22 protein-coding genes are annotated in these 22,683 nt (G+C 61.8%); 5 read left to right on the top strand and 17 right to left on the bottom strand.

Features of this window, described 5'->3' with window-relative positions; translation table 11 throughout:
* Nucleotides 1–46: 46 nt before the first annotated feature.
* Entirely contained in the window at nucleotides 47–1,372 is a 1,326-nt protein-coding gene (locus tag SynRS9907_RS09465; protein ID WP_188020818.1) for an ATP-binding protein, read from the bottom strand.
* Between the two features lies 1 nt (nucleotide 1,373).
* Entirely contained in the window at nucleotides 1,374–2,099 is a 726-nt protein-coding gene (locus SynRS9907_RS09460) for a response regulator (protein ID WP_188020817.1), read from the bottom strand.
* A 136-nt stretch (nucleotides 2,100–2,235) separates the two neighbouring features.
* Here SynRS9907_RS09460 and SynRS9907_RS09455 point away from each other — a divergent pair, with 136 nt between their 5' ends.
* Nucleotides 2,236–2,700, top strand: coding sequence for an EF-hand domain-containing protein (locus SynRS9907_RS09455; protein ID WP_188020816.1), 465 nt, complete (start codon nucleotides 2,236–2,238; stop codon nucleotides 2,698–2,700).
* Here SynRS9907_RS09455 and SynRS9907_RS09450 read toward each other — a convergent pair.
* The 3 genes from SynRS9907_RS09450 to SynRS9907_RS09440 are packed head-to-tail and all read right to left on the bottom strand — an operon-like array spanning nucleotide 2,685 to nucleotide 4,283.
* Nucleotides 2,685–3,053, bottom strand: a complete 369-nt coding sequence (locus SynRS9907_RS09450) for a hypothetical protein (protein WP_188020815.1) — start codon at nucleotides 3,051–3,053, stop codon at nucleotides 2,685–2,687. The genes SynRS9907_RS09455 and SynRS9907_RS09450 overlap by 16 nt on opposite strands.
* Nucleotides 3,054–3,112: 59 nt before the next feature.
* Nucleotides 3,113–3,727 carry a DUF4335 domain-containing protein gene (locus SynRS9907_RS09445; protein WP_188020814.1) on the bottom strand — a complete coding sequence of 205 codons (615 nt, stop codon included), beginning with the start codon at nucleotides 3,725–3,727 and terminating at the stop codon, nucleotides 3,113–3,115.
* A 7-nt stretch (nucleotides 3,728–3,734) separates the two neighbouring features.
* A complete protein-coding gene (locus tag SynRS9907_RS09440; RefSeq protein WP_188020813.1) occupies nucleotides 3,735–4,283 on the bottom strand; it encodes a DUF3038 domain-containing protein in 549 nt (182 codons plus the stop codon).
* A 7-nt stretch (nucleotides 4,284–4,290) separates the two neighbouring features.
* On the opposite strand from SynRS9907_RS09440, the gene SynRS9907_RS09435 reads away from it, so the two are divergent.
* Entirely contained in the window at nucleotides 4,291–4,845 is a 555-nt protein-coding gene (locus tag SynRS9907_RS09435; RefSeq protein WP_188022425.1) for an adenine phosphoribosyltransferase, read from the top strand.
* Here SynRS9907_RS09435 and SynRS9907_RS09430 read toward each other — a convergent pair.
* The 5 genes from SynRS9907_RS09430 to dapB all read right to left on the bottom strand — a co-directional run bounded on the left by SynRS9907_RS09430 (nucleotide 4,836) and on the right by dapB (nucleotide 8,086).
* The gene (locus SynRS9907_RS09430) at nucleotides 4,836–5,048 is read right to left on the bottom strand and encodes a DUF2949 domain-containing protein (protein WP_115010222.1); all 213 of its coding nucleotides are present in this window, start codon (nucleotides 5,046–5,048) and stop codon (nucleotides 4,836–4,838) included. The genes SynRS9907_RS09435 and SynRS9907_RS09430 overlap by 10 nt on opposite strands.
* 20 nt (nucleotides 5,049–5,068) lie before the next feature.
* Nucleotides 5,069–6,214: an FAD-dependent monooxygenase gene (locus SynRS9907_RS09425; RefSeq protein ID WP_188020812.1), complete on the bottom strand. Its 1,146-nt coding sequence runs from the start codon at nucleotides 6,212–6,214 to the stop codon at nucleotides 5,069–5,071.
* 41 nt (nucleotides 6,215–6,255) lie between these two features.
* Nucleotides 6,256–6,507 carry a high light inducible protein gene (locus SynRS9907_RS09420; RefSeq protein ID WP_114987899.1) on the bottom strand — a complete coding sequence of 84 codons (252 nt, stop codon included), beginning with the start codon at nucleotides 6,505–6,507 and terminating at the stop codon, nucleotides 6,256–6,258.
* Nucleotides 6,508–6,585: 78 nt separating this feature from the next.
* A complete protein-coding gene (locus tag SynRS9907_RS09415; RefSeq protein ID WP_188020811.1) occupies nucleotides 6,586–7,242 on the bottom strand; it encodes a hypothetical protein in 657 nt (218 codons plus the stop codon).
* Between the two features lie 10 nt (nucleotides 7,243–7,252).
* Nucleotides 7,253–8,086: a 4-hydroxy-tetrahydrodipicolinate reductase gene (dapB, locus tag SynRS9907_RS09410; protein WP_188020810.1), complete on the bottom strand. Its 834-nt coding sequence runs from the start codon at nucleotides 8,084–8,086 to the stop codon at nucleotides 7,253–7,255.
* A gap of 117 nt (nucleotides 8,087–8,203) precedes the next feature.
* On the opposite strand from dapB, the gene SynRS9907_RS09405 reads away from it, so the two are divergent.
* Nucleotides 8,204–12,214 carry a magnesium chelatase subunit H gene (locus tag SynRS9907_RS09405; RefSeq protein ID WP_188020809.1) on the top strand — a complete coding sequence of 1,337 codons (4,011 nt, stop codon included), beginning with the start codon at nucleotides 8,204–8,206 and terminating at the stop codon, nucleotides 12,212–12,214.
* Between the two features lie 80 nt (nucleotides 12,215–12,294).
* On the opposite strand, the gene SynRS9907_RS09400 is transcribed toward SynRS9907_RS09405, so the two are convergent.
* Genes SynRS9907_RS09400 through SynRS9907_RS09385 form a run of 4 tightly spaced genes read right to left on the bottom strand, consistent with a single transcriptional unit; the run spans nucleotide 12,295 to nucleotide 15,059 of the window.
* Nucleotides 12,295–13,278 carry a GlcNAc-transferase family protein gene (locus SynRS9907_RS09400; RefSeq protein ID WP_188020808.1) on the bottom strand — a complete coding sequence of 328 codons (984 nt, stop codon included), beginning with the start codon at nucleotides 13,276–13,278 and terminating at the stop codon, nucleotides 12,295–12,297.
* Entirely contained in the window at nucleotides 13,275–14,120 is an 846-nt protein-coding gene (gene folP, locus SynRS9907_RS09395) for a dihydropteroate synthase (protein ID WP_255445856.1), read from the bottom strand. Before folP ends, SynRS9907_RS09400 begins: the two co-directional genes overlap by 4 nt.
* Nucleotides 14,098–14,829, bottom strand: coding sequence for a triose-phosphate isomerase (tpiA, locus tag SynRS9907_RS09390; protein ID WP_115010249.1), 732 nt, complete (start codon nucleotides 14,827–14,829; stop codon nucleotides 14,098–14,100). Before tpiA ends, folP begins: the two co-directional genes overlap by 23 nt.
* Nucleotides 14,830–14,861: 32 nt before the next feature.
* Nucleotides 14,862–15,059 carry an RNA-binding S4 domain-containing protein gene (locus SynRS9907_RS09385; protein WP_041435023.1) on the bottom strand — a complete coding sequence of 66 codons (198 nt, stop codon included), beginning with the start codon at nucleotides 15,057–15,059 and terminating at the stop codon, nucleotides 14,862–14,864.
* A 39-nt stretch (nucleotides 15,060–15,098) separates the two neighbouring features.
* On the opposite strand from SynRS9907_RS09385, the gene SynRS9907_RS09380 reads away from it, so the two are divergent.
* Both SynRS9907_RS09380 and SynRS9907_RS09375 read left to right on the top strand, forming a co-directional pair.
* Entirely contained in the window at nucleotides 15,099–16,844 is a 1,746-nt protein-coding gene (locus tag SynRS9907_RS09380) for an ABC transporter ATP-binding protein (RefSeq protein ID WP_188020806.1), read from the top strand.
* A 49-nt stretch (nucleotides 16,845–16,893) separates the two neighbouring features.
* A complete protein-coding gene (locus tag SynRS9907_RS09375) occupies nucleotides 16,894–17,124 on the top strand; it encodes a DUF6447 family protein (protein ID WP_188020805.1) in 231 nt (76 codons plus the stop codon).
* Between the two features lie 57 nt (nucleotides 17,125–17,181).
* Here SynRS9907_RS09375 and SynRS9907_RS09370 read toward each other — a convergent pair whose 3' ends face one another.
* The 3 genes from SynRS9907_RS09370 to carB are packed head-to-tail and all read right to left on the bottom strand — an operon-like array spanning nucleotide 17,182 to nucleotide 22,615.
* Nucleotides 17,182–18,534, bottom strand: coding sequence for a sodium:alanine symporter family protein (locus SynRS9907_RS09370; RefSeq protein WP_188022424.1), 1,353 nt, complete (start codon nucleotides 18,532–18,534; stop codon nucleotides 17,182–17,184).
* Between the two features lie 56 nt (nucleotides 18,535–18,590).
* Nucleotides 18,591–19,256, bottom strand: a complete 666-nt coding sequence (locus SynRS9907_RS09365; RefSeq protein WP_186510211.1) for a DUF3386 domain-containing protein — start codon at nucleotides 19,254–19,256, stop codon at nucleotides 18,591–18,593.
* A gap of 35 nt (nucleotides 19,257–19,291) precedes the next feature.
* The gene (gene carB / locus SynRS9907_RS09360) at nucleotides 19,292–22,615 is read right to left on the bottom strand and encodes a carbamoyl-phosphate synthase large subunit (RefSeq protein WP_188020804.1); all 3,324 of its coding nucleotides are present in this window, start codon (nucleotides 22,613–22,615) and stop codon (nucleotides 19,292–19,294) included.
* Between the last annotated feature and the right edge of the window lie 68 nt (nucleotides 22,616–22,683).

Below are 22,683 nucleotides of genomic sequence, written 5' to 3'. Positions count from 1 at the left end.
AGTTCTGCCAGCGCTGCAATCTGCGGGGTCGATCTGGTCCGATTTTTTACGGAATGTCTGGTGTTTTCGTCTCTTGCATCGGAAGAGTGATGATCACGGCAAAGCGGCCCGGGTCGCCGTTGCCCTGCTGGAAACTGAGCCGTCCAGCATGGGTGCGAACGACATGGTTCACGATTGCCAACCCCAAGCCGCAATGGCCTTGACGCCCCCGTGCTGAATCCAGGCGCTGAAAGGGTTGCAGGGCCCGTTCCCAGGCGTTGCTGGGCATTCCCTCCCCCTGGTCCCACACTTCAATGGCAACCTCCGCTGCCCGCCTGCGCAGCCGTACGACAACTGGTGCGGTGCCATGGCTGAAGGCGTTGTCGATCAGGTTGCTCACGGCGCGGCCCAGGGCCACCGGCCGAATCGGTAAATCGATCGAACTGAGCTCGAGCAGAAGCTGGTCCTTCGGTTGGCTTGCCACGGTCTCAGCCAGCCACTGATTCAACGGACAGGCAACACACGCTTCCCGTTCACCGCCTCCGGCGTAGAGCAGAAACTGGCCTGTAATCCGCTCCAAAGCCTCCAGATCGCTTTGGCAGCGCCTTCGTTCCTCGGTGTTGAGCTCCGGCATCGACAAACGAAACTGCAGCCGTGTGAGGGGTGCTCGCAGATCGTGGGCAATGCCGGCCAGCATCGTGGCGCGCTCTTTTTCCCCTTCTGCCAGGCGGCGCACCATTGCGTTGAAGCGACGGGAGATCCGCCGCACTTCAGCGGATCCTTGCTCGGGGACAGGCTCACGGTTGATGTCTTCTCCGACCCGAGAGACGGCGTCCTCAAGCTTGCGAAGAGGACGGGCAACATCGAGGAGCAGATAGAGCACCCCGGTCATCACCGTCGCACCCACCAGGGCCAGCAGCAGCAGTGTGGGTGGGGGCGGCCAGGTGCGGGCCATGGGCAGGGGGCTGCGTAGCCAGACCGGCTCCAGAGGAGAGAACAGTTCAATCCACACCTCCGGCGTGCCCGTCCTGCTCGGGGCAGGCCGGAGCTCACGGCAGTGCGAGAGGCGGGAGCAGAGCACCTGACGCAGCTCCTGGCGCCGCTGGGCCGAAGCCTGGGTCTCGCGATCTGGCGCCGCTGGTTGTGAGCTCACCTGGAGCTCCAGGCCCGTGAGCTCGCTGATCAGTGATGGGGGGTAACGCTCGAGGGTTAGTTCGCTGAGGCGGATGTTCAAGGCCAGGTCCCGACCCAACTGCAGCGTCTGAATCCGTTCCAGTTGCCGGCCGAATAGCACCTGCAGCAGCAGCAGGGCCAGCATCCAACAGGCCAGCAGGGTTGTCCCCCAGGCGCCGAAGCGAGCCAGTCTTCGTGTCAGTCCCCGTTGGCGAGGCATGTCAGCGGGATCTCGGCGTGCCGTCCGGAACAAACACGTAGCCATACCCCCAAACCGTCTGCACGTAGCGGGGGCGGGTGGGATCCGGTTCCACCAGCTTGCGCACCCGCGACACCTGAACGTCCATGCTGCGGCTGTCGGTGTCGCTGCCGGGACCTCGGGCGAGTTCGATCAGACGTTCCCGCGAGAGGGGGCGATGGGGATGGCGTACAAAGGCGGCCAGCAGGCTGAACTCACCGCTGGTGATCACCACCGGCGCGTTGTTCTGCAGCAAGGTGCGGGCGGAGAGATCCAGTTGGTTGTCGCCAAAGCGGATGCATTCCCCACCTTCCACCGGCGTTCCCGCCGGCATGGCTTTGCGTCGCCGGAGCACGGCTTCAATGCGGGCCGTGAGTTCTCGGGGCAAGAATGGTTTAGCGAGGTAGTCATCGGCTCCCTGTTCGAGGCCGATGATCCGATCCACCCCATCGGCCCGCGCAGTGAGCATCACCACGGGAAGATCATCCCCGGCATCCCGCAGCCTGCGCAGAGCCGTCAGACCATCATCGCCGGGCAGCATCAGGTCAAGAACCACCAGATCTGGCCGTTGGCACTCCAGCCGTGCCTCGAATTGCTTCACATCGCAGAGGCTGCGCACGTCATAGCCCTGGTCGATCAGGTAGGTGCCGACCATCTTTCTCAGTTCCGGGTCGTCGTCCACCACCCAGATCATGGTGTTCTTGGCCATGGCCATCAGCGGATGGGCTGATGGTATGCAGCGCTTCGGCGTCTGTCCTTCTCCGGTAGGAGCCGGTCACAGCTCAGCCGCCTCCTGTCATGCATCAGTCATCGTCAGAGCTGCTCAGGCTCCATAGGCTGGTGGCATGACTGCGCTGAACGTCATCCGTGTGCTCGGCCCTTTGGCGTTGGCGCTGAGTTCGATGGCGTTGCAGGCTGCTCCGGGCGACAAGACCATGCGTGTCTACAGCACCAGGATGGAAACTCTGTTCATCCGCCTGGACGTCAACGCAGACGGTCGATTGGATGCCTCGGAAGTGCAGGGTCGACGTGCCCTGAGCCGTGTGCTCAAGAGGCAGAACAATCGCTCCTATCTCCTCTTGAAGGACCTGCGTTTTCAGGATTCATCGCCCAGTGGCCCACGTCTGAAGCGCCATTTCCGCCAGGCCGATCGCGACCGGAACCATCGCTTGAATCGGCAGGAAGCCAAGCGCATTCCCTGGATCAGTCGCAACTTCAACGCTTTGGATGGCGATCGGGATGGCAGCGTGACCCTGGAGGAGTTGTGGAACCATCAGCGCTCGCTGGCACCGCCTCAGCGCCTGCCTTGAGTGGGGGGAGAGACCACCAGGCGGATGATGCGCATCAACCTCCAGAGCGCACCAAGCAAGAGTATGCCCGCCAGAAGTGCGATGGCAGCGATCAGCACGATGGCGGCGAGCCCGAGCATGGCTTCCAGCAGTTGCTGAACGCCGCCAATCAGGTCGTCAATGGCCTGGCTCAGCAGCAGCATGATGTCCACCTGCTGGGGCAGCTGATTCAGCAAGACAGCGATCCCTGCGGCAGCAGCCAGCATCAGCACGACAACCGTTAACTGCCGCAGGACGGGGCCATAGGGGAAGCGGCGACGGGGGCGGAAGACCCGTCGTTGATCACGTGTGCTGCTTCGGCGCGCCTTCCTCATGGCATCGGTGTGATCAGGGTGCCGTCATTGCGGCGATTCTGAAGCGTGTTTCCTGCACGTCAACGGTCGGACTGCGTTTCAGGCTTGTCCAATGGTGCTGCTGCCGGCGATGTCTCCTTGGTCTCCTGGGGCAGAGGCAGAAGCCAGGCGGTGGCGATGCTGCACGCCAGAGCAACCCCAGCCAGAAGGGGAGGTCCGAGGCGTTTCTGCAGAGGAATGCGATCGACGATCTCCTGACGCTTCAACGGGCGGTCTTCGGGGAACGTCCAGGTCAGCTTGACCCGGTTGTCGAGCCGCAAGCGATCGAGGCAACGCACCAGATCGGCCAGTTCGGCGTCATCGAGTTTGAGCTGCAGTGGCTCGACGCCCTCCCGGCTGCTGCGCAGTTCCAGCCGATGGTTGGCTTGATCCGGCGCGATGCTCACAAAACCGTTCTCCAGGCCAAAGCGGCGCTGCACGCCGGACAAGCGATGCCTGGCGTAGGGCATCACCGCTGCCATCAGAGCCTCGAGATGATCCCGGGTTCCTTCCAGTTCCGGTGCTCCGATCAACTGCAGCCGCCAGGACGACAGGATGCCGATCACTTCATTCGAATGTCCGGCGGAGAGGTCAGGCAAGCCCTCCACCACCAGCCGTGCTGCGGTCTGTTCGTATTGGTATGTCGTTTTCAACATGGTCGGCCTAGGGCGTGGGGTCGAGCAGGGTTGCGCGGAGACGATCGATTCCTCCTGGGCCTGCGCAGAACGCCAGGGTGCTGATCAGCTGGCGGTGCAGAGGGCCCGCCGGTTCTATGGTGAGGAGGCGCACAACGGCTTCCCGGCGCTGATTCATCCGCTCTTCGATGAGGTCCCGCAGGCGCTCGTGGAACAACTGCCAACGCTGTTGGGTGAGCTGTTCCGGTTCGCGGCTCGAGAGGAGTTGATGAAGCATGGGGTAGAGCCGATCAGCCATGGCACACACCAGGCAGATCAGCGATTCGGCGTCCACCGGGTCGAGCTGGTCCCGCCGGGTGGTGCGCCGAAGCGGGTTATGACAGCGCCGCTTCCAGAGTTCAACCCGGTTGGGGAATTGCGACTGGAGGCCCATCTGCTGGCTGGTCCAGACCATCGCCTCGCCACCATTGAGATCCAAAGCCTCAATGGTCAGCAGCAACAGGTCGAGACGCTCGACGCCCCGCCGGCTGAGACGCGCGCCGTCGGTGGGTGCGCTGGGGGCTGAAGCTTCAGTCATGGCTGCGATGATGCCAGGGGCACCGCCATTGCGTCACCTGGATTTGGATCTTCAGTCGCACATTCGCTCAATTCCAGATTTTCCCAAGCCTGGAATTCTGTTTCGAGACATCAACCCCCTGCTGCGGTCGCCTGAGGCCATGGCCGAGGTGATCCGCCAGCTGGGTGCGTTCTGCGACCAGGTGAAGCCTGATCTGATCGTGGGGATCGAATCCCGGGGATTCATTTTTGGGGCACCTTTGGCCCGCGACCGACGGCTTGGCTTCGTGCCTGTCCGGAAGCCCGGAAAGCTGCCCGGTGAGGTGGTGGGTCTGGATTACGCCTTGGAGTACGGCACCGATCGGCTGGAGATCCAAGCCGATGCATTTGAGAATTCACCCCGGGTGCTGGTGGTGGACGATCTGTTGGCCACCGGTGGAACGGCTGCAGCAACGGGAAAACTGGTGGAGCAGGCCGGTGGTTGCCTGGTGGGCTTTGCCTTCGTGATCGAGCTGGAGGGGCTCGGAGGCCGTCAGGCCTTGCCCGCAGGCCAGCCCGTGGACGCGTTGTTGCGCTACGGCTGACTGTTCTGCCAGTCGAAGACGTCTTCCAACTGCTGCAAACTCAATAACCCGAAGCTCCACAGCACGATCGGGAGGGGGGCTTGTTCCAGTTCCGCCTGGCGTTGCCCCAGCTCCAGGGCGCTTGGACTCAACCCCAAACGCCGCTGAAGAAATTGCAGCAAGGCGTCCGTTGCTGGGGGTTGCCGCTGGCTGGACATCACCATGGTCGCGACCCGCGCTTGGCTCAGTTTGGCAAGGCCCGCCAGAGCTGCATGGGGCCGTCACTCATGGCCCGCAAGCTGAGCTGGCGCAGTCCAGAAAACTGTTTCAGCAGCAGCAATGCAAAGCGCCGCAGGGGAAGCAACAGTGGTTGGCGGTTGGAGAACACCCGCACCAGAAGATCCGTCGCCACACCCACCTGGAGCACATCGAGCCAGCGGCTCATCCCGTAGCGCCGAGCGATTGTTGTGGCGCTGCCGCCCCGTTCCACGGCGCGCAGCAACCCTTCCACATCACGCCAGCAGAGATTGAGCCCCTGGCCTCCCACGGGATGGCAGCGGTGGCCCGCTTCGCCGATCAGCACGCCCCGTCCGCGATGAAAGCGGCGAGCCAGCAGCCATTGTTGGGGGAAGGCTCGGGGCTGATCTAGAAGGAAATCCGGTTCAATCCCCTCCGGCAGAACAGCGGCCAGCTGATCGAGAAAGGCACTGCGCTGCAACGTGCTGCGCTGCTGGCAACGCTGCCAGGGTGCACTCCACACCACCTGGAACCTGCCCTGCCCCAAGGGCAAAACAGCGAGAGGGCCTTCCGGGCGAAACAACTCGCAGGCCCTGTCGTGGGGGAGTCCCCGCAGGGCAACCTTGGCGGTGAGACACCCCTGGCGATAGCGGATGCCCCAGTGACGGATGCCCCAGGCCTCTCGTGTGGGGGAGCGCGGTCCATCAGCCGCCACGATCAGAGCATCAGCGCTTGGATCAGGGCATGGTTCGGCAAAGTGGATCGCCACGTTGCTATTGGACTCCAGCCGAGCCAGCAACAGCTTCATCAAGGGTCGGTGATCGAGGATCCACCCAATGCCGTCGTGGTGTCGATTGGCTGCTGCCAGGTCCTCCTGGCCGAAGAGAACGCGGTCGTTGGTGGCCCCGTCCCGCAAATCCAGATCACGGAAAGGCACCAAGGCATCGCCCAGGTCGTGCCAAAGCCCCAGGTTGGTCAGCAGTCGGCGGCTGGAGTGGGTGATGGCGTACGCCCGACTTCTGGTTTGAAGTTCCGATGCCGTCAGCGGGTCAAACAGGACCACGCGCTGACCACGGAGGCCGAGGGCAAGAGCTGTGAGGGCGCCGGTGGGGCCAGCGCCCAAAACATGAATCTCTGGAGGGGATGGAGCCATTCAGGGAGTCTGGCCAGCCATCCCGATCCAGCGCGAGGCGATCAGCCCAGGCCGAGCAGCCCGTGAACGAAGGATTCGCCGCCCAGGGCCAACTCAGTGGCCAGCAGGGCAATGAAACCGAGCATGGCCATGCGGCCGTTCAGTTTTTCAGCGCGATCATGGAAACCCCAACCCTGGGTTGCTTCAACCACTTCCATGCGGGGTTCCGTGGCGAAGGCGTTGAGGCGGCCGCCGTCTTCCGTGGTGACCTGTGCACCGCGCACGACAGGAGTGGTGGGAGAGGACTGGGACATGGATGCCGCCGTTTGATTACTAAGAAGTGTAAACCAGGTTTAAGAAATGTTCAGCAGTGGCTGCTCGACGCCGGCTGTTCAACGCCGGCTGTTCAGGCGGAGTCGGCAGAGCTCCTCAAAGGCGGGACGGAGCAGGAAGGGGTACTCGCCAACCCACATCCGCATGCCCGGCAGCCAGGCATCGCTGAGGGCTCCGATCTTTGAAAAATCCTTGCGCTCGCTCAGCACCAGGCAGCGGATCAGGCTGCCGCGGCGGATCGACTGGTGCTTCTTCTCCATCGGAAAGGCCACCCGGCCGAGGTAACCCTCCTCGTCTTCAAGTTCGAGCAGCATCCAGGTGCGTCGGTTCTCCACGAGTTCCAGCCGCCCGCTGCTGTCGGCCTGCTCGTGGCGGTTTTCCACCCGTTCACGCGTGATCACGTCCGCCACCTCGCCCTCAAACAGGGCAGCCGCGGGATAGCGCCGCAGGGTGGCGTTGCGCTGGCCGGCCTGCACAATCGGGCCCCAAAGCACATAGAGAAAGAACACAACGCTGATCACCAGCCAGACGGGGCCCCAGCGGCTACCGAGCTGCGCCTGGTTGTAGATCAGGAACGTGATCACACCACCGATGGCGGCGATCATCAGGCGCTGCAGCACCTCCTGGGGGTTGCCGAGGGCAAAGCGGAACTGATTGCCGGTGGCAACGGCGGGGATCAGCCGTTGCAGTTCACCGGGGCGGAGGGGAATGAGCATGGTGTCGCCTTCAGATCAGGCGCTCAAGGCCGTACACAAGGCTGCCGAGGCTGCCCACCTTGCGCACCGTGAGCAGCACCCCGGGCATGTAGGCGGAACGATCAATGGTGTCGTGACGCAGGGTGTAGGTCTCTCCCGGGGCACCGAACATCACTTCCTGGTGAGCCACCAGGCCCGGCAGCCGCACGGAGTGCAGCCGCAGGCCACTGTCCCGCTGTCCGCCGCGGCAGCCCGCCAGGGATTCGTGCTCATCCACTTCCTCGGGATTGAAGCTCTTGCCCAGCTCTTCCATCAGCTCAGCGGTTTTGATGCAGGTGCCGCTGGGGGCATCCGCCTTGCGGTTGTGGTGCAGTTCCGTCAGTTCCGCGTGGTCGTAGAACCGTGCCGCTGCTGCTGCCGCTTGTTGCAACAGCACCATCCCCACAGAGAAATTGGGGATTACGGCCCCACCCACGGACGCTTTGGCCGAGAACTCGGTGAGGTCGTTGAGTTGTTCAGGCGAGAGTCCAGTGGTTCCGATCACGGGGTGAACGCCATAGGCGATCGCCGCGCGGGTGTGCTCATAAACAACGGAGGGGTGGGTGAAATCCACCAACACGGCGCCGCTGCCGCTGTCCCGCACCGATTGGCTCACAGCGCAGAGACAGCCTTCGAAATCAGCCGTCACGGCCACCTCCAGCTCGCCAAGGCCCAGCTCCAGACCCACGTCTGCCCCTTCTTTGCCGGGGGTGTTGTCGATGGCGCCAACCAGGCTGCAGTCTTCGGCTCCCACCACAGCCTTGATCACCTCGGCGCCCATGCGCCCCAGGGCACCGGCAACAACGACGGGAATCGGAGCGGACATGAAAGCGCAGCAGACGCTCCAAAGCCTATGGGTCGGCTCGTGTAACGGCCGATCAGAAATCCTCGCGCCCTATGGGCCAGTCGCCGTAAGGTTCTTCACATTGCTCAAAGCGCGCTGATGTTCACACAGGTCCGCTCCGCCGATCGCCGCGTTGCTCCTGTGGAGGGCCAGAACCACAAGTCCGTCATGAAGGCGGTTTATGTGGTGCTGGAGCCCCAGTACCAAAACGCCCTCACCCAGGCAGCGACGGCTCTCAATGCCTCCGGTGGAGATCTCGGAATCGAGCTCAGCGGCTATCTGATCGAAGAACTCCGCGACGACGACAACTACGCCGGTTTCTGCGCCGACGTGGCTGAGGCTGATGTCTTTGTGGCCTCCTTGATCTTCATCGAAGATCTGGCGCAGAAGGTTGTGGACGCCGTTGCCCCCCACCGCGACCGACTCAAGGCGGCTGTGGTCTTCCCGTCCATGCCGGAGGTGATGCGTCTGAACAAGCTAGGCAGCTTCTCCATGGCCCAGCTCGGTCAGAGCAAGAGCGCCATCGCAGGTTTCATGAAGAAGCGGAAGGAAGCCGGAGGTGCTGGCTTCCAGGACGCGATGCTCAAGCTGCTGAACACGCTGCCCACCGTTCTCAAGTACCTGCCGGTTGAGAAGGCGCAGGATGCCCGCAGCTTCATGCTCAGCTTCCAGTACTGGCTGGGTGGAACCCCCGACAACCTGCGCAACTTCCTGTTGATGCTGGCAGACAAATACGTCTTCCCAGCTGCAGAAGGTGAGGAGCGCCCGGCAATGGAGGTGGCGGAGCCCGAAGTGTTCCCCGACCTCGGCATCTGGCACCCCCTGGCTCCCACGATGTTCGAGGACCTCAAGGAATATCTGAACTGGACCTCCAGCCGCACCGACCTTTCAGAGGAAGCCCGCAAAGGGCCGGTGATCGGCTTGGTGCTGCAGCGCAGCCACATCGTCACAGGTGACGATGCCCATTACGTGGCCACCATCCAGGAGCTGGAGTTCCGTGGAGCTCGCGTAATTCCGATCTTCTGCGGCGGTCTCGACTTCTCCAAGCCGGTCAACGCTTTCTTCTACGACCCGCTCAATCCCGAGCAGCCCCTGGTGGATGGCATCGTCTCCCTCACCGGTTTTGCGCTGGTCGGAGGCCCGGCCCGTCAGGACCACCCCAAGGCGATTGAGTCGCTGAAGAAGCTCAACCGGCCTTACATGGTGGCGCTTCCCCTCGTCTTCCAGACCACCCAGGAGTGGGAACAGAGCGACCTTGGCCTGCACCCGGTGCAGGTGGCCCTGCAGATCGCCATTCCGGAACTGGATGGCGCCATCGAGCCCATCGTTCTTTCGGGTCGCGACGATGCCACCGGCAAGGCGCACACCCTTCAAGACCGGGTTGATGCCATTGCTGAACGGGCCATCCGCTGGTCGTCGCTGCGGATCAAGCCCCGCAACGAGAAGAAGCTGGCGATCACCGTGTTCAGCTTCCCTCCCGACAAGGGCAACGTCGGTACGGCGGCTTACCTCGACGTCTTCGGCTCCATCCATCGGGTGATGCAGGAGATGAAGGCGAAGGGATATGACGTGCAGGACCTGCCTTCCACGCCTCGAGAGCTGTTGGAGGCCGTCATCAACGACGCCGATGCCATGCAGGGCTCTCCGGAGCTGTCGATCGCCCATCGGATGAGCGTTGAGGAGTACGAGCGTCTGACGCCTTACTCCGAACGGCTCGAAGAGAACTGGGGCAAGCCCCCCGGCAACCTCAACAGCGATGGCCAGAATCTGCTGGTTTTCGGTCGCCACTTCGGCAACGTTTTCGTTGGCGTTCAGCCCACCTTCGGCTACGAGGGTGATCCGATGCGCCTGCTCTATTCCCGCAGCGCCAGCCCCCACCACGGCTTCGCCGCCTACTACACCTATCTCCAGAAGATCTGGAAGGCTGATGCGGTGCTCCACTTCGGCACCCATGGCTCCCTTGAGTTCATGCCCGGCAAGCAGATGGGCATGAGCGAAACCTGCTACCCCGATTCACTGATCGGTGCGCTGCCCAACCTCTACTACTACGCCGCCAATAACCCCTCCGAGGCCACCATCGCGAAGCGGCGGGGTTATGCCTCCACCATCAGCTACCTCACCCCTCCGGCTGAAAATGCCGGCCTTTACAAGGGCCTGAAGGAACTGGGTGAGCTGGTGGGCTCCTACCAGCAGCTGCGTGAGGGTGGCCGCGGGATTCAGATCGTCAACACGATCATTGAGACTGCACGCCAGTGCAACCTCGATAAGGACGTTGACCTTCCTGAAGACGATGCCTCGACCCTCGACCTGGAGGGACGTGATGCCCTGGTGGGCGCCGTTTACCGCCAGTTGATGGAGATCGAAAGCCGTCTCCTTCCCTGTGGCCTTCACACCATTGGCAAGCCCCCCACCGCAGAGGAAGCCGTTGCCACCCTGGTGAACATCGCTGCTCTCGAGCGTGAGGAGGATGGGCTGCGCTCACTCCCCGGCCTGCTGGCTGAGGCCATGGGCCGCTCGATCGAAGACATCTACAAAGGCAACGACGAGGGCGTCCTCGCCGATGTGGAACTCAACCGCACGATCACGGAGACATCCCGCGCTGCCATTGGCGCCATGGTTCGCACCCTCACCGGCCGTGATGGTCGCGTCAGCCTGCGCAACAGCTTCGGTTGGTTCTACGACCTGCTGGCCAAGTTCGGCTTCAAGCTCCCCTCGCCTTGGCTGCGGGCCTGCTGCAGCGCTGGCTTTGTGCAGATCGATGCCACCGAGCTCGACAAGCTCTTTGCCTATCTGCGTTTCTGCCTTGAGCAGGTGTGCGCCGACATGGAGATGGAGAGTCTGCTGAAGGCTCTCGATGGTGAATACATCCTTCCGGGCCCCGGTGGTGATCCGATCCGGAATCCTGGTGTGCTGCCCAGCGGCAAGAACATCCACGCCCTCGACCCGCAGGCGATCCCCACCCGTGCCGCGGTTGCTGCAGCAAAGAGTGTTGTCGACAAATTGATCGAGCGTCAGCGCGAGGAGCAGGGCACCTGGCCCGAAACCATCGCCTGTGTGCTCTGGGGAACCGACAACATCAAGACCTACGGCGAATCCCTGGCCCAGATCCTCTGGTTCGTCGGCGTCAAGCCGATGCCGGACTCCGTGGGTCGGGTGAACAAGCTTGAGTTGATTCCCCTGGAAGAACTCCGCCGCCCCCGCGTTGATGTGGTGGTGAATTGCTCCGGTGTGTTCCGCGATCTGTTCATCAACCAGATGGCGCTGATCGATCAGGCCGTGAAGATGGCTGCCGAGGCCGACGAGCCTCTGGAGCAGAACTTCGTTCGTAAGCACGCTCTTGAGCAGGCGGAGAAAGAAGGCACGAGCCTGCGGGATGCGGCCTGCCGGGTGTTCTCCAACGCCAGCGGCAGCTACAGCTCCAACGTGAACCTCGCGGTGGAGAACAGCACCTGGGAGGAGGAAGGTGAGCTGCAGGAGATGTACCTCTCCCGCAAGACCTTCGCCTTCAATGCCGACAACCCCGGTGAGATGAATCAGAAGCGGGAGGTGTTCGAGAACGTGATGAAGACGGCGGATGTCACCTTCCAGAACCTCGATTCGGCTGAGATCTCCCTCACCGATGTGAGCCACTACTTCGACTCCGATCCCACCAAGTTGATCGCTGGCCTCCGTGACGACGGCAAAGCTCCCACCAGCTACATCGCCGACACCACCACGGCCAACGCTCAGGTGCGTTCGCTGAGTGAAACGATCCGCCTGGATTCACGTACCAAGCTGCTGAATCCCAAGTGGTACGAAGGCATGCTCGACTCCGGCTATGAGGGTGTGCGTGAGGTGGCCAAGCGCCTCAACTTCACGCTTGGTTGGAGTGCCACCAGCGGCGCCGTTGACAACTTCGTCTACGAAGAGGCCAACGAAACCTTCATCAACGATCCCGAGATGCGCAAGCGTCTGCTGGAACTCAATCCCAACAGCTTCCGCCAGATCGTGGGCACCCTGCTTGAGGTGCATGGCCGCGGATACTGGGAGACCTCGGATGAAAACATCGAGCAGCTTCAAGAGCTGTACCAGGAGGTTGAGGATCGGATTGAGGGTGTTGTCACCGACTGATCGTCGACCAAGTGTTGAACATCAAAGCCAGAGTTCCTACCGGGCTCTGGCTTTTTTGTTGGCGATGAATGATGGGCAACTCAGGCTTTCAGGGCCTTGAATTCTGCATCTCTTGCGGCTTGGCTGATCTCTGCCGTTTTGAAATCAATTCCAGCCCATTGTTGATACATATGCAGGCTACGTTTTCTCCCTAATCCGAAGGGTTCAAGTTCTCCAGACTGATCATTGAAGCAGCGGATTGATGCCGGTGCGTTGTTGAGACTGCCGAGCAGTGTGTGTACACGTTTGAGTGCGTGAAGGTTGTAATCGTGCCAATTGCTGTGATCGCCCCAATGGGTGGCTGCATGCTCTTGATCGGTATGTTCTGTCTTGTAGAGATGAAACAGCAGCAGGCGATTCGGGGCGTAGATGTTGAAACCCGACGTCCAGAGTCGTGCCGACATGGCAATCTCTTCCCCATAGAAGTAAAGCTCGGGGTCGTAGGGCACTTCGCTCACGATTGAGCCAGGGCCGAACAGGAAGCCTCCGGCGATAAACGCCCCGGGGATGGGGCGATCGGGTTGTTCTTCTGGAAGTTGGAATCGGCTGATGCCTCGCAGCTTGAGGATGCCGTTGGTATCAAAGCCGGCAGCTCCCATCACAGGCAGGGTTGATGTCTGCAAACGGCACGGCAGTTGAAAGCCGTTCGGGTAAACACTGAGAACGGCACGCGCATCGCTGCATTCCTTCCAGGTTTTCAGAAGCAGCTCATCCCAGTGCTCCACGGCCCGCATGTGGCTGTCGATCTGCAGCAGAAAGTCTTCCCCGCCGTAAACACTCTGGGCCTGTCGACGGGCCCAGCAGGCACCACGGCTTTCCGCGGCATCGAACCGGATGAACTCCAGCTGGGGATGATCCGGAAATGCGCTTGTTCCCCAGTGGGGCGGGTCATCAGCCGCCAGTTGGAGGCAGATGCCGAAGCGCAGGCGCTCTGGCTTGGCCGCCCGCTCGATCAGGTTGTGCAGTGTGGCCGGGAGATCCGGATCCCTGTAGGCCGCGATCTGAACAAAGATCGTGGAGATCACCAGAGTGCAGCCGCCATGCGCAGCGTCTGGCTGATGGGCCCCACATCGTGCACCCGCAGCACGGCAGCACCCGCTTGGGCGCAGCGGCAGGCTACGGCAGCAGTTCCCCAGAGACGCGCTTTGGGTCTGGGTTCATCCAGAACCGCACCGATGAAGCGTTTGCGCGAAGGGCCGATCAGCACCGGTCGCGGTCCTGCTGTGAGTTGTTCCAGATTCCGCAGCAGCTGCAGGTTCTGCTCGTGGGTCTTGGCAAAGCCGAGACCTGGATCCCAGATGATTTGGCTTTCATCAACGCCGGCTTGAATCGCAGCTTCACTGCGCTCCAGCAACGCCGCTTTCACATCTGCCACGACATCGGCATAGGTCGTGAGCTGATCCATGGTTTGGCTGTCACCGCGGCTGTGCATCAGCACCACCGGACAGCCCGCATCGGCGACCACCCGCAGCAGATCGGGATCCCGCCGGCCACCGCTCACATCATTGATCCAGTTGGCCCCTGCTTCCAGTGCTTTGGCGGCCACCGGCGCCAGAAACGTGTCGATGGAGATCAGCGCCTCTGGGCAGTGTTGCCGGATGCTCTTCAGCGCTGGTAGGAGACGCCTCAACTCCTCTTCGGCGCCCACCTCCTCTGCTCCGGGTCGGGTGCTTTGCGCCCCCAGATCCAACACGTCCGCACCACGGCTCAGTTGCCGCTGAGCTTCAGCAAGGGCCCGTTTGCTCGCCAGAAATCTCCCTCCATCACTGAAGGAATCCGGGGTGACGTTGATCACCCCCATCACAGCTGTGCGTTGGCCCCAACCCTGGGGCCAGCCGCCTGAATCAAGCCGCTTGGTAGTTGGCAATCCGTCCAAAGCTTTCGGGCTCCAAGGAAGCACCCCCCACTAGCACTCCGTCGATATCGCTCATGCCCATCAATTCATCAATGTTGCTGGGTTTGACGGAGCCGCCGTACTGAATTACCAGATCGGGGGAGCCCACCCAGCTTCGGATCAGACCGCAGATGCGATTGGCTTCTTCGGCAGCGCAGGTCTTGCCTGTGCCAATCGCCCAGATCGGCTCATAGGCCACCACCAGTTTCTCGGCATCGAGACCCTCCAGGCCCTGCTCGATCTGGCGGCGGATCACCCGTTCAGCTTCGCCCCGCTCGCGCTGCTCATCGCTTTCGCCAACGCAAACGATCGGAATCAGACCGTTGGACTGGGATGACCTAGCCCGGTGGTTGATCTGCTCGTCGCTTTCACTGAAATATTTCCGTGGTTCGCTGTGGCCCACGATCGTGTGAGTCACCCCGTGCTCTTTGAGCATGGCTGGGGAGATCTCCCCGGTGAAGGCTCCCTGACCTTCCCAGTGCACGTTCTGGCTTGACAGGCAGACGCGAGAGTTCTGGCTGAGTTCCGCCATGGTTGACAGCGCCGTGAAGGGTGGTGCCAGCACCAGGTCGCGGTCGTCAGGGGTGTCAGCAATCAACGGCAGGAAGGCTTCCATGAACTCCCGCGACTGGGCACAGGTCATGTGCATCTTCCAGTTGCCAGCGATCACCGGTCTGCGCACGCCTTGCTTCCCCATGGAATGTGGCAGCCAACTTACGGCCCGGTCGCGTTCTCATCCCCGACAACGGACTCCTCACCAGCAAGCACAACCCGATCTCCCGGGGAAAGCTGACGGCCCCGCCGGGTTTCAACGCTCCCATTCACCTCCACTTCACCCATCTGGATGCGTTGCTTCGCTTCACCGCCGGTGGAGACCCAACCCTTCCATTTGAGGAACTGATCCAGCTTCATTGGGCAGATTTTTGAGCTCACCATTGATACTGTGCCGCGATGCTGACCCCATCCCAGGCTGGATTCCGCCGGCTGCTGCCGTTGCTTCGCCCTCATCTGCGGGAACTGCTCTGGGGGGGCTGCTGCATGGTGATTTACGTCGGCAGCTTTCCGCTGCTCGTTCAGCTGGCCGGGGACTTGTTTCCCGCGCTGGGATCGGGTGATCTGGCTCGCGTGCTTCAGCTGATCGGGCTGGCGTTGCTGATCTTTGCTGTTCAGAAGATCGCTCAATTCGGTCAAGACTCGCTTCTTGCCGGGCCTGCATTGCTGGTGAGCCAGGACTTACGGCGTGATCTGTTCCGCCGCCTGCAGACCGTGGAGCTGGGGGCACTGGAGAAGCTCTCGGCCGGTGATCTCACCTACCGCTTCACCGAAGACGCCGATCGCGTCAGCGAGGTGCTGTACAAGACCATTCACGACACGGTCCCCAGCGTTCTTCAGCTCGTTGCGGTGCTGGGGATGATGCTCTGGCTTGACTGGAAATTGACGCTGGCCATCCTTTTGCTGGCGCCGGTGATCGTCTGGCTGATCAGCCTGTTTGGTGCTCGCGTGATGGCGGCCACGGAACGCAGTCAGAAAAAGGTGAGCGAACTGGCCGGTCTGCTGGGTGAGGCCATCGAAGGTTTGCCCCTGGTGCGTGCTTTTGCCGCCGAACCCTGGCTGCAGGACCGTTTCGAGACGGAAATCGATCAACATCGGCAGGCCCGCCACCGCACCTACAGCCTTGTGGCGCTCCAGCATCCGGTGGTTGGCATCATCGAGGTGGTGGGTCTGTTTGCCGTTCTGGCCCTTGGAGCCTGGCGAATCCAGAGTGGTGATCTGAGTATTGCCGGGCTGAGCAGCTACCTGACAGGGCTGATCGTGCTGATCGATCCCATTGCCCACGTCACCAACAACTTCAACGAATTTCAGCAGGGTCAGGCGTCGCTGCGACGTCTGCGGGAGATCGAGCGAGAGCCTCAGGAGGCTGCGGATCCAGCTGATGCGCAAGCCATCGGTGCACTTCAGGGTGATCTGGTCTTTGACCAGGTGAGCTTCGGCTATGACCCAGCCCAGCCGGTGTTGCGTCAGCTGAATCTGCGGGTGGATGCGGGCCAGGTGCTGGCCATCGTTGGCCCCTCCGGTGCGGGTAAAAGCACCCTGCTGTCGCTTCTGCTCCGGTTCAACACGGCGCAACAGGGCGAGATCCGTCTCGACGGCACCGACATCAGCTTGATGCGGGCCCGTGAGCTGCGTCAGCAGGTGGCTTTGGTTCCACAGCGCACAACCGTGTTTTCAGGAACCATTGCCGAAGCGATTCGGTTCGGCCGTCGTGCGACGGATGACGAGGTGCGCGATGCGGCGCGCTTGGCCAATGCGGATGATTTCATCCGTGCCTTGCCCGATGGGTATGACACCCAGCTCGAAGAACGGGGAACCAATGTTTCCGGTGGCCAACTGCAGCGGATTGCCATTGCCCGGGCGGTGCTTGGCAACCCAGCGCTGTTGCTGCTGGATGAAGCCACCAGTGCCCTTGATGCTGAAGCCGAGGCTGCGGTGCAACTCGGCCTGAAGCAGGCGATGAAGGGACGAACGGTGTTGGTGATCGCCCATCGTCTGGCCACGGTGCAGGAGGCCGATCGCATTGTGGTTCTTGAAAAAGGTGCGGTTGTCGATCGAGGAACCCACGACGAGTTGATGCAGCGTGGTGGGCGATATCGCGAATTGTGCGAACGACAGTTCATTCGAGATCGGCAAAAGTCCTGAATCCCTCTACGATCTGGCCGCTGGTTCCACGCAATCCCGGCAACGAACGATGACTGACTCCGCAGCTAACAACCCTGTCTTGACCTTTGAGGGCAAGCGCTACGACCTCAATACGCTTCCCGATGAGCTCAAGGAGCTCGTGCGTGGCATGCAGGTTGCTGATGCTCAACTGCGGATGCATGAAGACACCCTCAAGGTTCTGGCGGTGGGTCGTCAGAGCCTCGCCATGCAGCTCAATGAAAAGCTCCAGTCCGTGACGCCGTTGCCTGATCAGGGTTGATTGACTGCCAATAAAAAGGGGGCTGTTACGCCCCCTTTTTTATTACGGTCGTTCTGCTCACTCGCTGAAGCTATAGGCCTTGGTGAGTTTGAACACGGTTCCGGACAGCAGGATTAAGGCCACAAGGTTGGGCAGAGCCATCAGGCCATTGAGGGTGTCGGCAATCGACCAGATCACGCCGCGGTCGCCGGCGACAGCACCGATCACGACCACAGCCACCCAAGTCAGACGAAAGGGCAGCACGGCGGAATCACCGAATAGGTAGGTGGTGCAGCGTTCGCCATAGAAGCTCCAACCGAGGATGGTGGTGAAGGCAAAGACCACCAGTCCCAGGGTGACCACCACGCCGCTGCCGGCGATGCCGGTGTTGAAGGCAGCGATGGAAAGGTCTGCGCCGCTGAGCTTGTCGCCGGCTGCATCGAGGATCAGATTGGCTTTGGTGGTGATGATCACCAGGGCGGTCATCGTGCAGATGATCAGGGTGTCGATGAAGGTGCCCAGCATGGCCACCGTGCCCTGACGAACGGGATCATCGGTTTTGGCAGCTGCGTGAGCGATTGGAGCGCTGCCCAGGCCCGCTTCATTGGAGAAGATGCCCCGTTTGAAGCCCATCAGCACCACCTGACCGAGGGCCCCACCGGCTGCGGCTTGGCCAGAGAAGGCGTTGGAGAAAATCGTGGCGAAAGCTTCAGGCACGCTGCCCAGATTGGCCAGCAACACCAGAAGGCATGCCGCGACGTAGAGGATCGACATCAACGGAACAATGGCGGAGGCCGCCTGGGCGATGCGTTTGATGCCCCCGATTACAACAGCGAAGACCAGGGCCGCCAAAACGACTCCGGTCGCCAGCTTCGGGATGCCGATCAGGCTCAAGGCAGACGACACCTCAAAAGCCTGAACCCCATTGCCGATGCCGAATCCCGCCAACATGCCGAAGAGGGCAAACAGGCCCGCCATCCAGCTCCAGCCGCTGCCGAGTCCGTTGCGGATGTAATACATCGGCCCACCCACGTGGTTGCCGTCCCCATCGGTTTCGCGGAACTGAACCGCTAGCACCGCTTCGGCGTACTTGGTTGCGATGCCGAAGATCGCGATGATCCACATCCAAAAGACGGCACCAGGTCCACCAACGGCGATGGCTCCGGCAACACCGGCGATGTTCCCCGTGCCGATCGTGGCCGACAACGACGTCATCAGGGCTTGAAAGGGACTGATCTCCCCTTCTGTTTGTGTTCCAGCCGGCCGCAGCATCATCGAGATGCCATAGCCCAGCCGTTGCAGGGGCATGAACCGAAGGCCCACCATCAGAAGAATGCCCGTCGCGGCAATCAAAAGGACGGTGGGCCATCCCCAGACGACGCTGTTGATCGGGCCATTGATGGCCTGAATGGTCGACTCGACTCCGCCCATGCCTTTCAACAGGTTTGGGCGGATGGTCTCATAGCCGGCTTGCACCGGCAATCAACTCAGAGCGATTCGAGATCTTCAAAACGGAAGGTCTGACTTCCGGCGGGGGTATCGCCATGGGCCTCGGTGGTCACAACCCGCTCGGTCAGCACCCAGGGACCATCTCCAGGAAGAGCAGCGAAGCTGTCTTTGAAGCTGCTGCGGCCGCCCCGGGCTTCTCCCGTTGCCGGGTCGGCGTACTGACTGGTGTAGGTGTGGCTGAGGTAGCCCGCACCCGTGTCGGTGACATCGGTGGTGTAGATCGTCACGACGGTGCCGTGGATGTGGCGATGAACCATGGTCACCACGTCATCTTTGATGCGGTATTTGTCCCCGGCTCCCTTGCCGCCGACGAGCACTTCGGTTCCCACTTCGTTGGTGTCTCCCGCGGTGAAGGTGTTCTCACCGTGGGTCTGCTCGAAGCTGCGACGCACACGATGGATCGCGACTTCCCAGAGCTGGGAATTCACCGCCTTGAGGATCTCTTCGTTTTCAATGCCGTCCACCTTGGCTTTGAGATCGGCACCGATCTCAAAGGTGCCCTCGACCCGTTGATCGCCCTGCTGCCAGATGCAGCGGCCGCGATAGCCGGAGAATCCAGGCGCCCAGGTGTAGCGGTTCTCGTAGGCGCGACGGAAGTCATCACGCAGGTCGCTTCCAGGCTTAACGGGAACGGAGGCTGTCACAGCGTTGAGGTGGCTCTCGCAACCCTACCGGTGGCCTAACGCTGCATGGCGTGCACGTCCTGCAGGGCATGGATGCTGAGCCTCGGCTCTTGCTGGAGCGCTGAGATCGCCTCCACCGCTGCCCGTGCTCCCGCGAGGGTCGTCACCGTTGGAACGGCGTAATCGAGCGCTGCCCGACGCAGATACTTGTCGTCATGGGCGGCTTGGCGGCCAATCGGTGTGTTGATCACCAACTGCACCTGATTGGAGCGGATCTGATCCTCGATGTTGGGGCGCCCCTCGTGCACCTTGAGCACCGATTGCACCTTCAATCCCGCGTTGGCGAGCGCCTGAGCCGTGCCTGATGTGGCCGTCACATCGAACCCGAGTTCGATCAGACGAGCGGCGATGGGCACCAGCGCCTGTTTGTCGCGGTCGTGGGTGGAGAGGAACACCGTCCCCTGGGTGGGCAGCGCTTCTCCAGCGCCGAGCTCAGCCTTGGCATAGGCCATGCCGAAACTGTCGGCGGAACCCATTACCTCTCCCGTGGAGCGCATTTCCGGCCCCAGTACCGAGTCGGCCCCCGGGAAGCGCCGGAACGGCAGCACCGCCTCCTTGATCGACTGAAGCGGCGGCTTCGGCTCGCTGGTCATGCCGATGTCGGCCAGGGTTTCGCCCGCCATCAGTCGGGTTGCCAGGCGAGCGAGAGGTTGACCTGTGGCCTTGGCGACGAAGGGGACCGTCCTGGAGGCGCGGGGGTTGGCTTCGATGATGTAAACCACTTCCGAACCATCGGTGTTGCGCTGCACGGCGAACTGAAGGTTGATCAGACCCCGCACCTCGAGCGTTTGCGCCAGGGAGCGACTCCACTCACGAATTGTGTTCAGTGCCGCCTCGCCGAGGGAAACCGCGGGCAGGCAGCAGGCTGAGTCGCCGGAATGGATTCCCGCCGGTTCGATGTGCTCCATCAGACCACCGACGATCACAGCACCGGTGTGATCGCAGAGGGCGTCCACGTCCACCTCAACAGCATTTTCGAGGTACTGGTCAATCAGCACCGGATGGTCGGGCTCCACCTGTACGGCTTCGCGCATGTAGCGGTTGAGTTCCTCTTCGTCGAACACCACTTCCATGGCTCGTCCGCCCAGGACGTAGGAGGGACGCACGACGACCGGGTAGCCCACTCGTGTGGCCACGGCCCGTGCTTCCTCCTCGCTGCGTGCCAAGCCGTTGCGGGGTTGGCGGATGTTCAGATCGCGGAGGATGGCTTCGAACTGCTCGCGGTCCTCGGCCCGGTCGATCGATTCAGGGGAGGTGCCCCAGATGCTGGTGCCCGTGGCGCGCCCTTCATTGCTGTCCAGCCAGCGCAGCAGAGGAATCGCGAGTTTCAGAGGCGTTTGTCCACCGAATTGGACCACCACGCCATCGGGACGCTCCGCTTCGATCACATTGAGAACGTCCTCCAGCGTGAGCGGTTCGAAGTAGAGGCTGTCGCTGGTGTCGTAATCGGTGGACACCGTTTCCGGGTTGCTGTTCACCATCACCGTGGTGATCCCTTGATCCTGCCCTGCAAAGGAGGCATGGCAGCAGCAGTAGTCGAATTCGATGCCCTGCCCGATTCGGTTGGGTCCACCACCGAGGATCATCATCTTGCGGCCGTCTTCGCGACGACTCACTTCGGAGGAAGCGGGAAGGGGCTTGAGGGATCCGTCGGCCTGCAGGGTCTGCAGGGGACGCTCGTAGGTTGAATAGTGATAAGGAGTGGAGGAAGCGAACTCCGCTGCGCAGGTGTCGACGGTTTTGAAGACGGCGCGAACATCGAGCTGATGGCGCCGCTGACGTACCGCCAACTCGTCGCTTTTGGTGTGCCAGGCGATCTGTCGGTCTGAAAAACCCAGCTGCTTGGCTTCAAACAAGCTGTCGGCATCCAGCTGATCCAGGCTTTTGCCCTTGATCAGCCTGGCCTCCGCCTCAATGATCCGCCGCAATTTGGCGAGGAACCAGGGGTCAATCCAGCTGATCCGATGAATCTCCTCATCGCTGCGTCCGCGCACCATCGCCGTTCGCACGCTGAGGATGCGCTCCGGAGAGGGGGTCCTCAGTTGACGATCCAGTTCAGCATCAGTGAGTTCCGGTTCCTCCCGGTCGCCTCCCCAGCCCGAGAACCCTGTTTCCAGGGAACGCATGGCTTTCTGGAACGACTCTTCGAAACAACGGCCGATGGCCATCGCTTCGCCCACCGATTTCATTGAGGTGGTGAGCACCGCTGGACTGCCTCGGAATTTTTCGAAGGCGAAGCGCGGAATCTTGGTGACGACGTAATCGATCGTCGGTTCGAAGCAGGCAGGGGTCTTGCCGGTGATGTCGTTGAGGATTTCGTCGAGGGTGTAACCGACGGCGAGGCGAGCGGCGATCTTGGCGATCGGGAAGCCGGTGGCCTTGCTGGCCAAGGCCGACGACCGGCTCACCCTGGGATTCATCTCAATCACCACAACGTCGCCGTTGTCGGGATTGATCGCGAACTGGATGTTGCTGCCGCCCGTTGCGACACCGATCTCCCGAATGATGGCGATTGATTGGTCGCGCAACCGCTGGTATTCCCGGTCCGTGAGGGTCTGGGCCGGAGCCACCGTGATCGAGTCCCCGGTGTGCACCCCCATGGGGTCGAGGTTTTCGATGCTGCAGACGATCACGACGTTGTCCGCCAGATCACGCATCACCTCAAGCTCGAATTCCTTCCAGCCCAGGAGCGATTGCTCGATCAGAATCTGAGACACCGGACTCGCTTCAAGCCCGCTCTTGCAGATTGCTGCGTATTCCTCGGGGTTGTAGGCAATGCCCCCGCCACTTCCCCCCAGGGTGAAGGCGGGCCGGATGATCCGGGGGAAGCTTCCGATCGCTGCCCCGACGGCTTCAGCTTCTTCTTGAGATGAGGCGATGCCCGAAGGGCAGACCTTCACCCCGATGCGCTCCATGGCCTGCTTGAACAGCAGACGGTCTTCTGCCTTCTGGATCGCTTTGAGATCGGCACCGATCAACTCAACGCCAAAGCGATCGAGGGTGCCGTTTTCCGCCAGGGTGACCGCCAGGTTGAGGGCGGTCTGCCCGCCCATGGTCGGCAGCAGAGCATCCGGGCGCTCCTGCTCGATCACCCGTGTCACCACGTCCGGCGTGAGCGGCTCGATGTAGGTGCGATCCGCCATCTCCGGGTCGGTCATGATCGACGCCGGATTGGAGTTGATCAGGATGACTTCATATCCCTCGGCTCTGAGGGCCTTGCAGGCCTGGGTTCCGGAGTAATCGAACTCACAGGCCTGGCCGATCACGATCGGACCAGATCCCAGTAGGAGAATGCGACGCAGATCAGACCGCCTCGGCATGGGAAATCGTCCTTGGCCAAACAGATCAAGCCTCTCACGCGGCCTCGCCCCAACTGGGGGACTTGGCC

The organism is Synechococcus sp. RS9907 (assembly GCF_014279615.1).
Classification (GTDB): Bacteria; Cyanobacteriota; Cyanobacteriia; order PCC-6307; family Cyanobiaceae; genus Parasynechococcus.
Note: the sequence above shows the minus strand (reverse complement) of the source record. Positions and strands in the feature narration are given on the sequence as shown.

Bases quoted from the DNA above. Each gene is read 5' to 3' on its own strand.
- SynRS9907_RS09465 (WP_188020818.1), bottom strand. From the start codon at position 1,372: ATGCCTCGCCAACGGGGACTGACACGAAGACTGGCTCGCTTCGGCGCC.
- SynRS9907_RS09460 (WP_188020817.1), bottom strand. From the start codon at position 2,099: ATGGCCAAGAACACCATGATCTGGGTGGTGGACGACGACCCGGAACTG.
- SynRS9907_RS09455 (WP_188020816.1), top strand. From the start codon at position 2,236: ATGACTGCGCTGAACGTCATCCGTGTGCTCGGCCCTTTGGCGTTGGCG.
- SynRS9907_RS09450 (WP_188020815.1), bottom strand. From the start codon at position 3,053: ATGAGGAAGGCGCGCCGAAGCAGCACACGTGATCAACGACGGGTCTTC.
- SynRS9907_RS09445 (WP_188020814.1), bottom strand. From the start codon at position 3,727: ATGTTGAAAACGACATACCAATACGAACAGACCGCAGCACGGCTGGTG.
- SynRS9907_RS09440 (WP_188020813.1), bottom strand. From the start codon at position 4,283: ATGACTGAAGCTTCAGCCCCCAGCGCACCCACCGACGGCGCGCGTCTC.
- SynRS9907_RS09435 (WP_188022425.1), top strand. From the start codon at position 4,291: ATGATGCCAGGGGCACCGCCATTGCGTCACCTGGATTTGGATCTTCAG.
- SynRS9907_RS09430 (WP_115010222.1), bottom strand. From the start codon at position 5,048: ATGGTGATGTCCAGCCAGCGGCAACCCCCAGCAACGGACGCCTTGCTG.
- SynRS9907_RS09425 (WP_188020812.1), bottom strand. From the start codon at position 6,214: ATGGCTCCATCCCCTCCAGAGATTCATGTTTTGGGCGCTGGCCCCACC.
- SynRS9907_RS09420 (WP_114987899.1), bottom strand. From the start codon at position 6,507: ATGTCCCAGTCCTCTCCCACCACTCCTGTCGTGCGCGGTGCACAGGTC.
- SynRS9907_RS09415 (WP_188020811.1), bottom strand. From the start codon at position 7,242: ATGCTCATTCCCCTCCGCCCCGGTGAACTGCAACGGCTGATCCCCGCC.
- dapB (WP_188020810.1), bottom strand. From the start codon at position 8,086: ATGTCCGCTCCGATTCCCGTCGTTGTTGCCGGTGCCCTGGGGCGCATG.
- SynRS9907_RS09405 (WP_188020809.1), top strand. From the start codon at position 8,204: ATGTTCACACAGGTCCGCTCCGCCGATCGCCGCGTTGCTCCTGTGGAG.
- SynRS9907_RS09385 (WP_041435023.1), bottom strand. From the start codon at position 15,059: ATGAAGCTGGATCAGTTCCTCAAATGGAAGGGTTGGGTCTCCACCGGC.
- SynRS9907_RS09380 (WP_188020806.1), top strand. From the start codon at position 15,099: ATGCTGACCCCATCCCAGGCTGGATTCCGCCGGCTGCTGCCGTTGCTT.
- SynRS9907_RS09375 (WP_188020805.1), top strand. From the start codon at position 16,894: ATGACTGACTCCGCAGCTAACAACCCTGTCTTGACCTTTGAGGGCAAG.
- SynRS9907_RS09370 (WP_188022424.1), bottom strand. From the start codon at position 18,534: ATGGGCGGAGTCGAGTCGACCATTCAGGCCATCAATGGCCCGATCAAC.
- carB (WP_188020804.1), bottom strand. From the start codon at position 22,615: ATGCCGAGGCGGTCTGATCTGCGTCGCATTCTCCTACTGGGATCTGGT.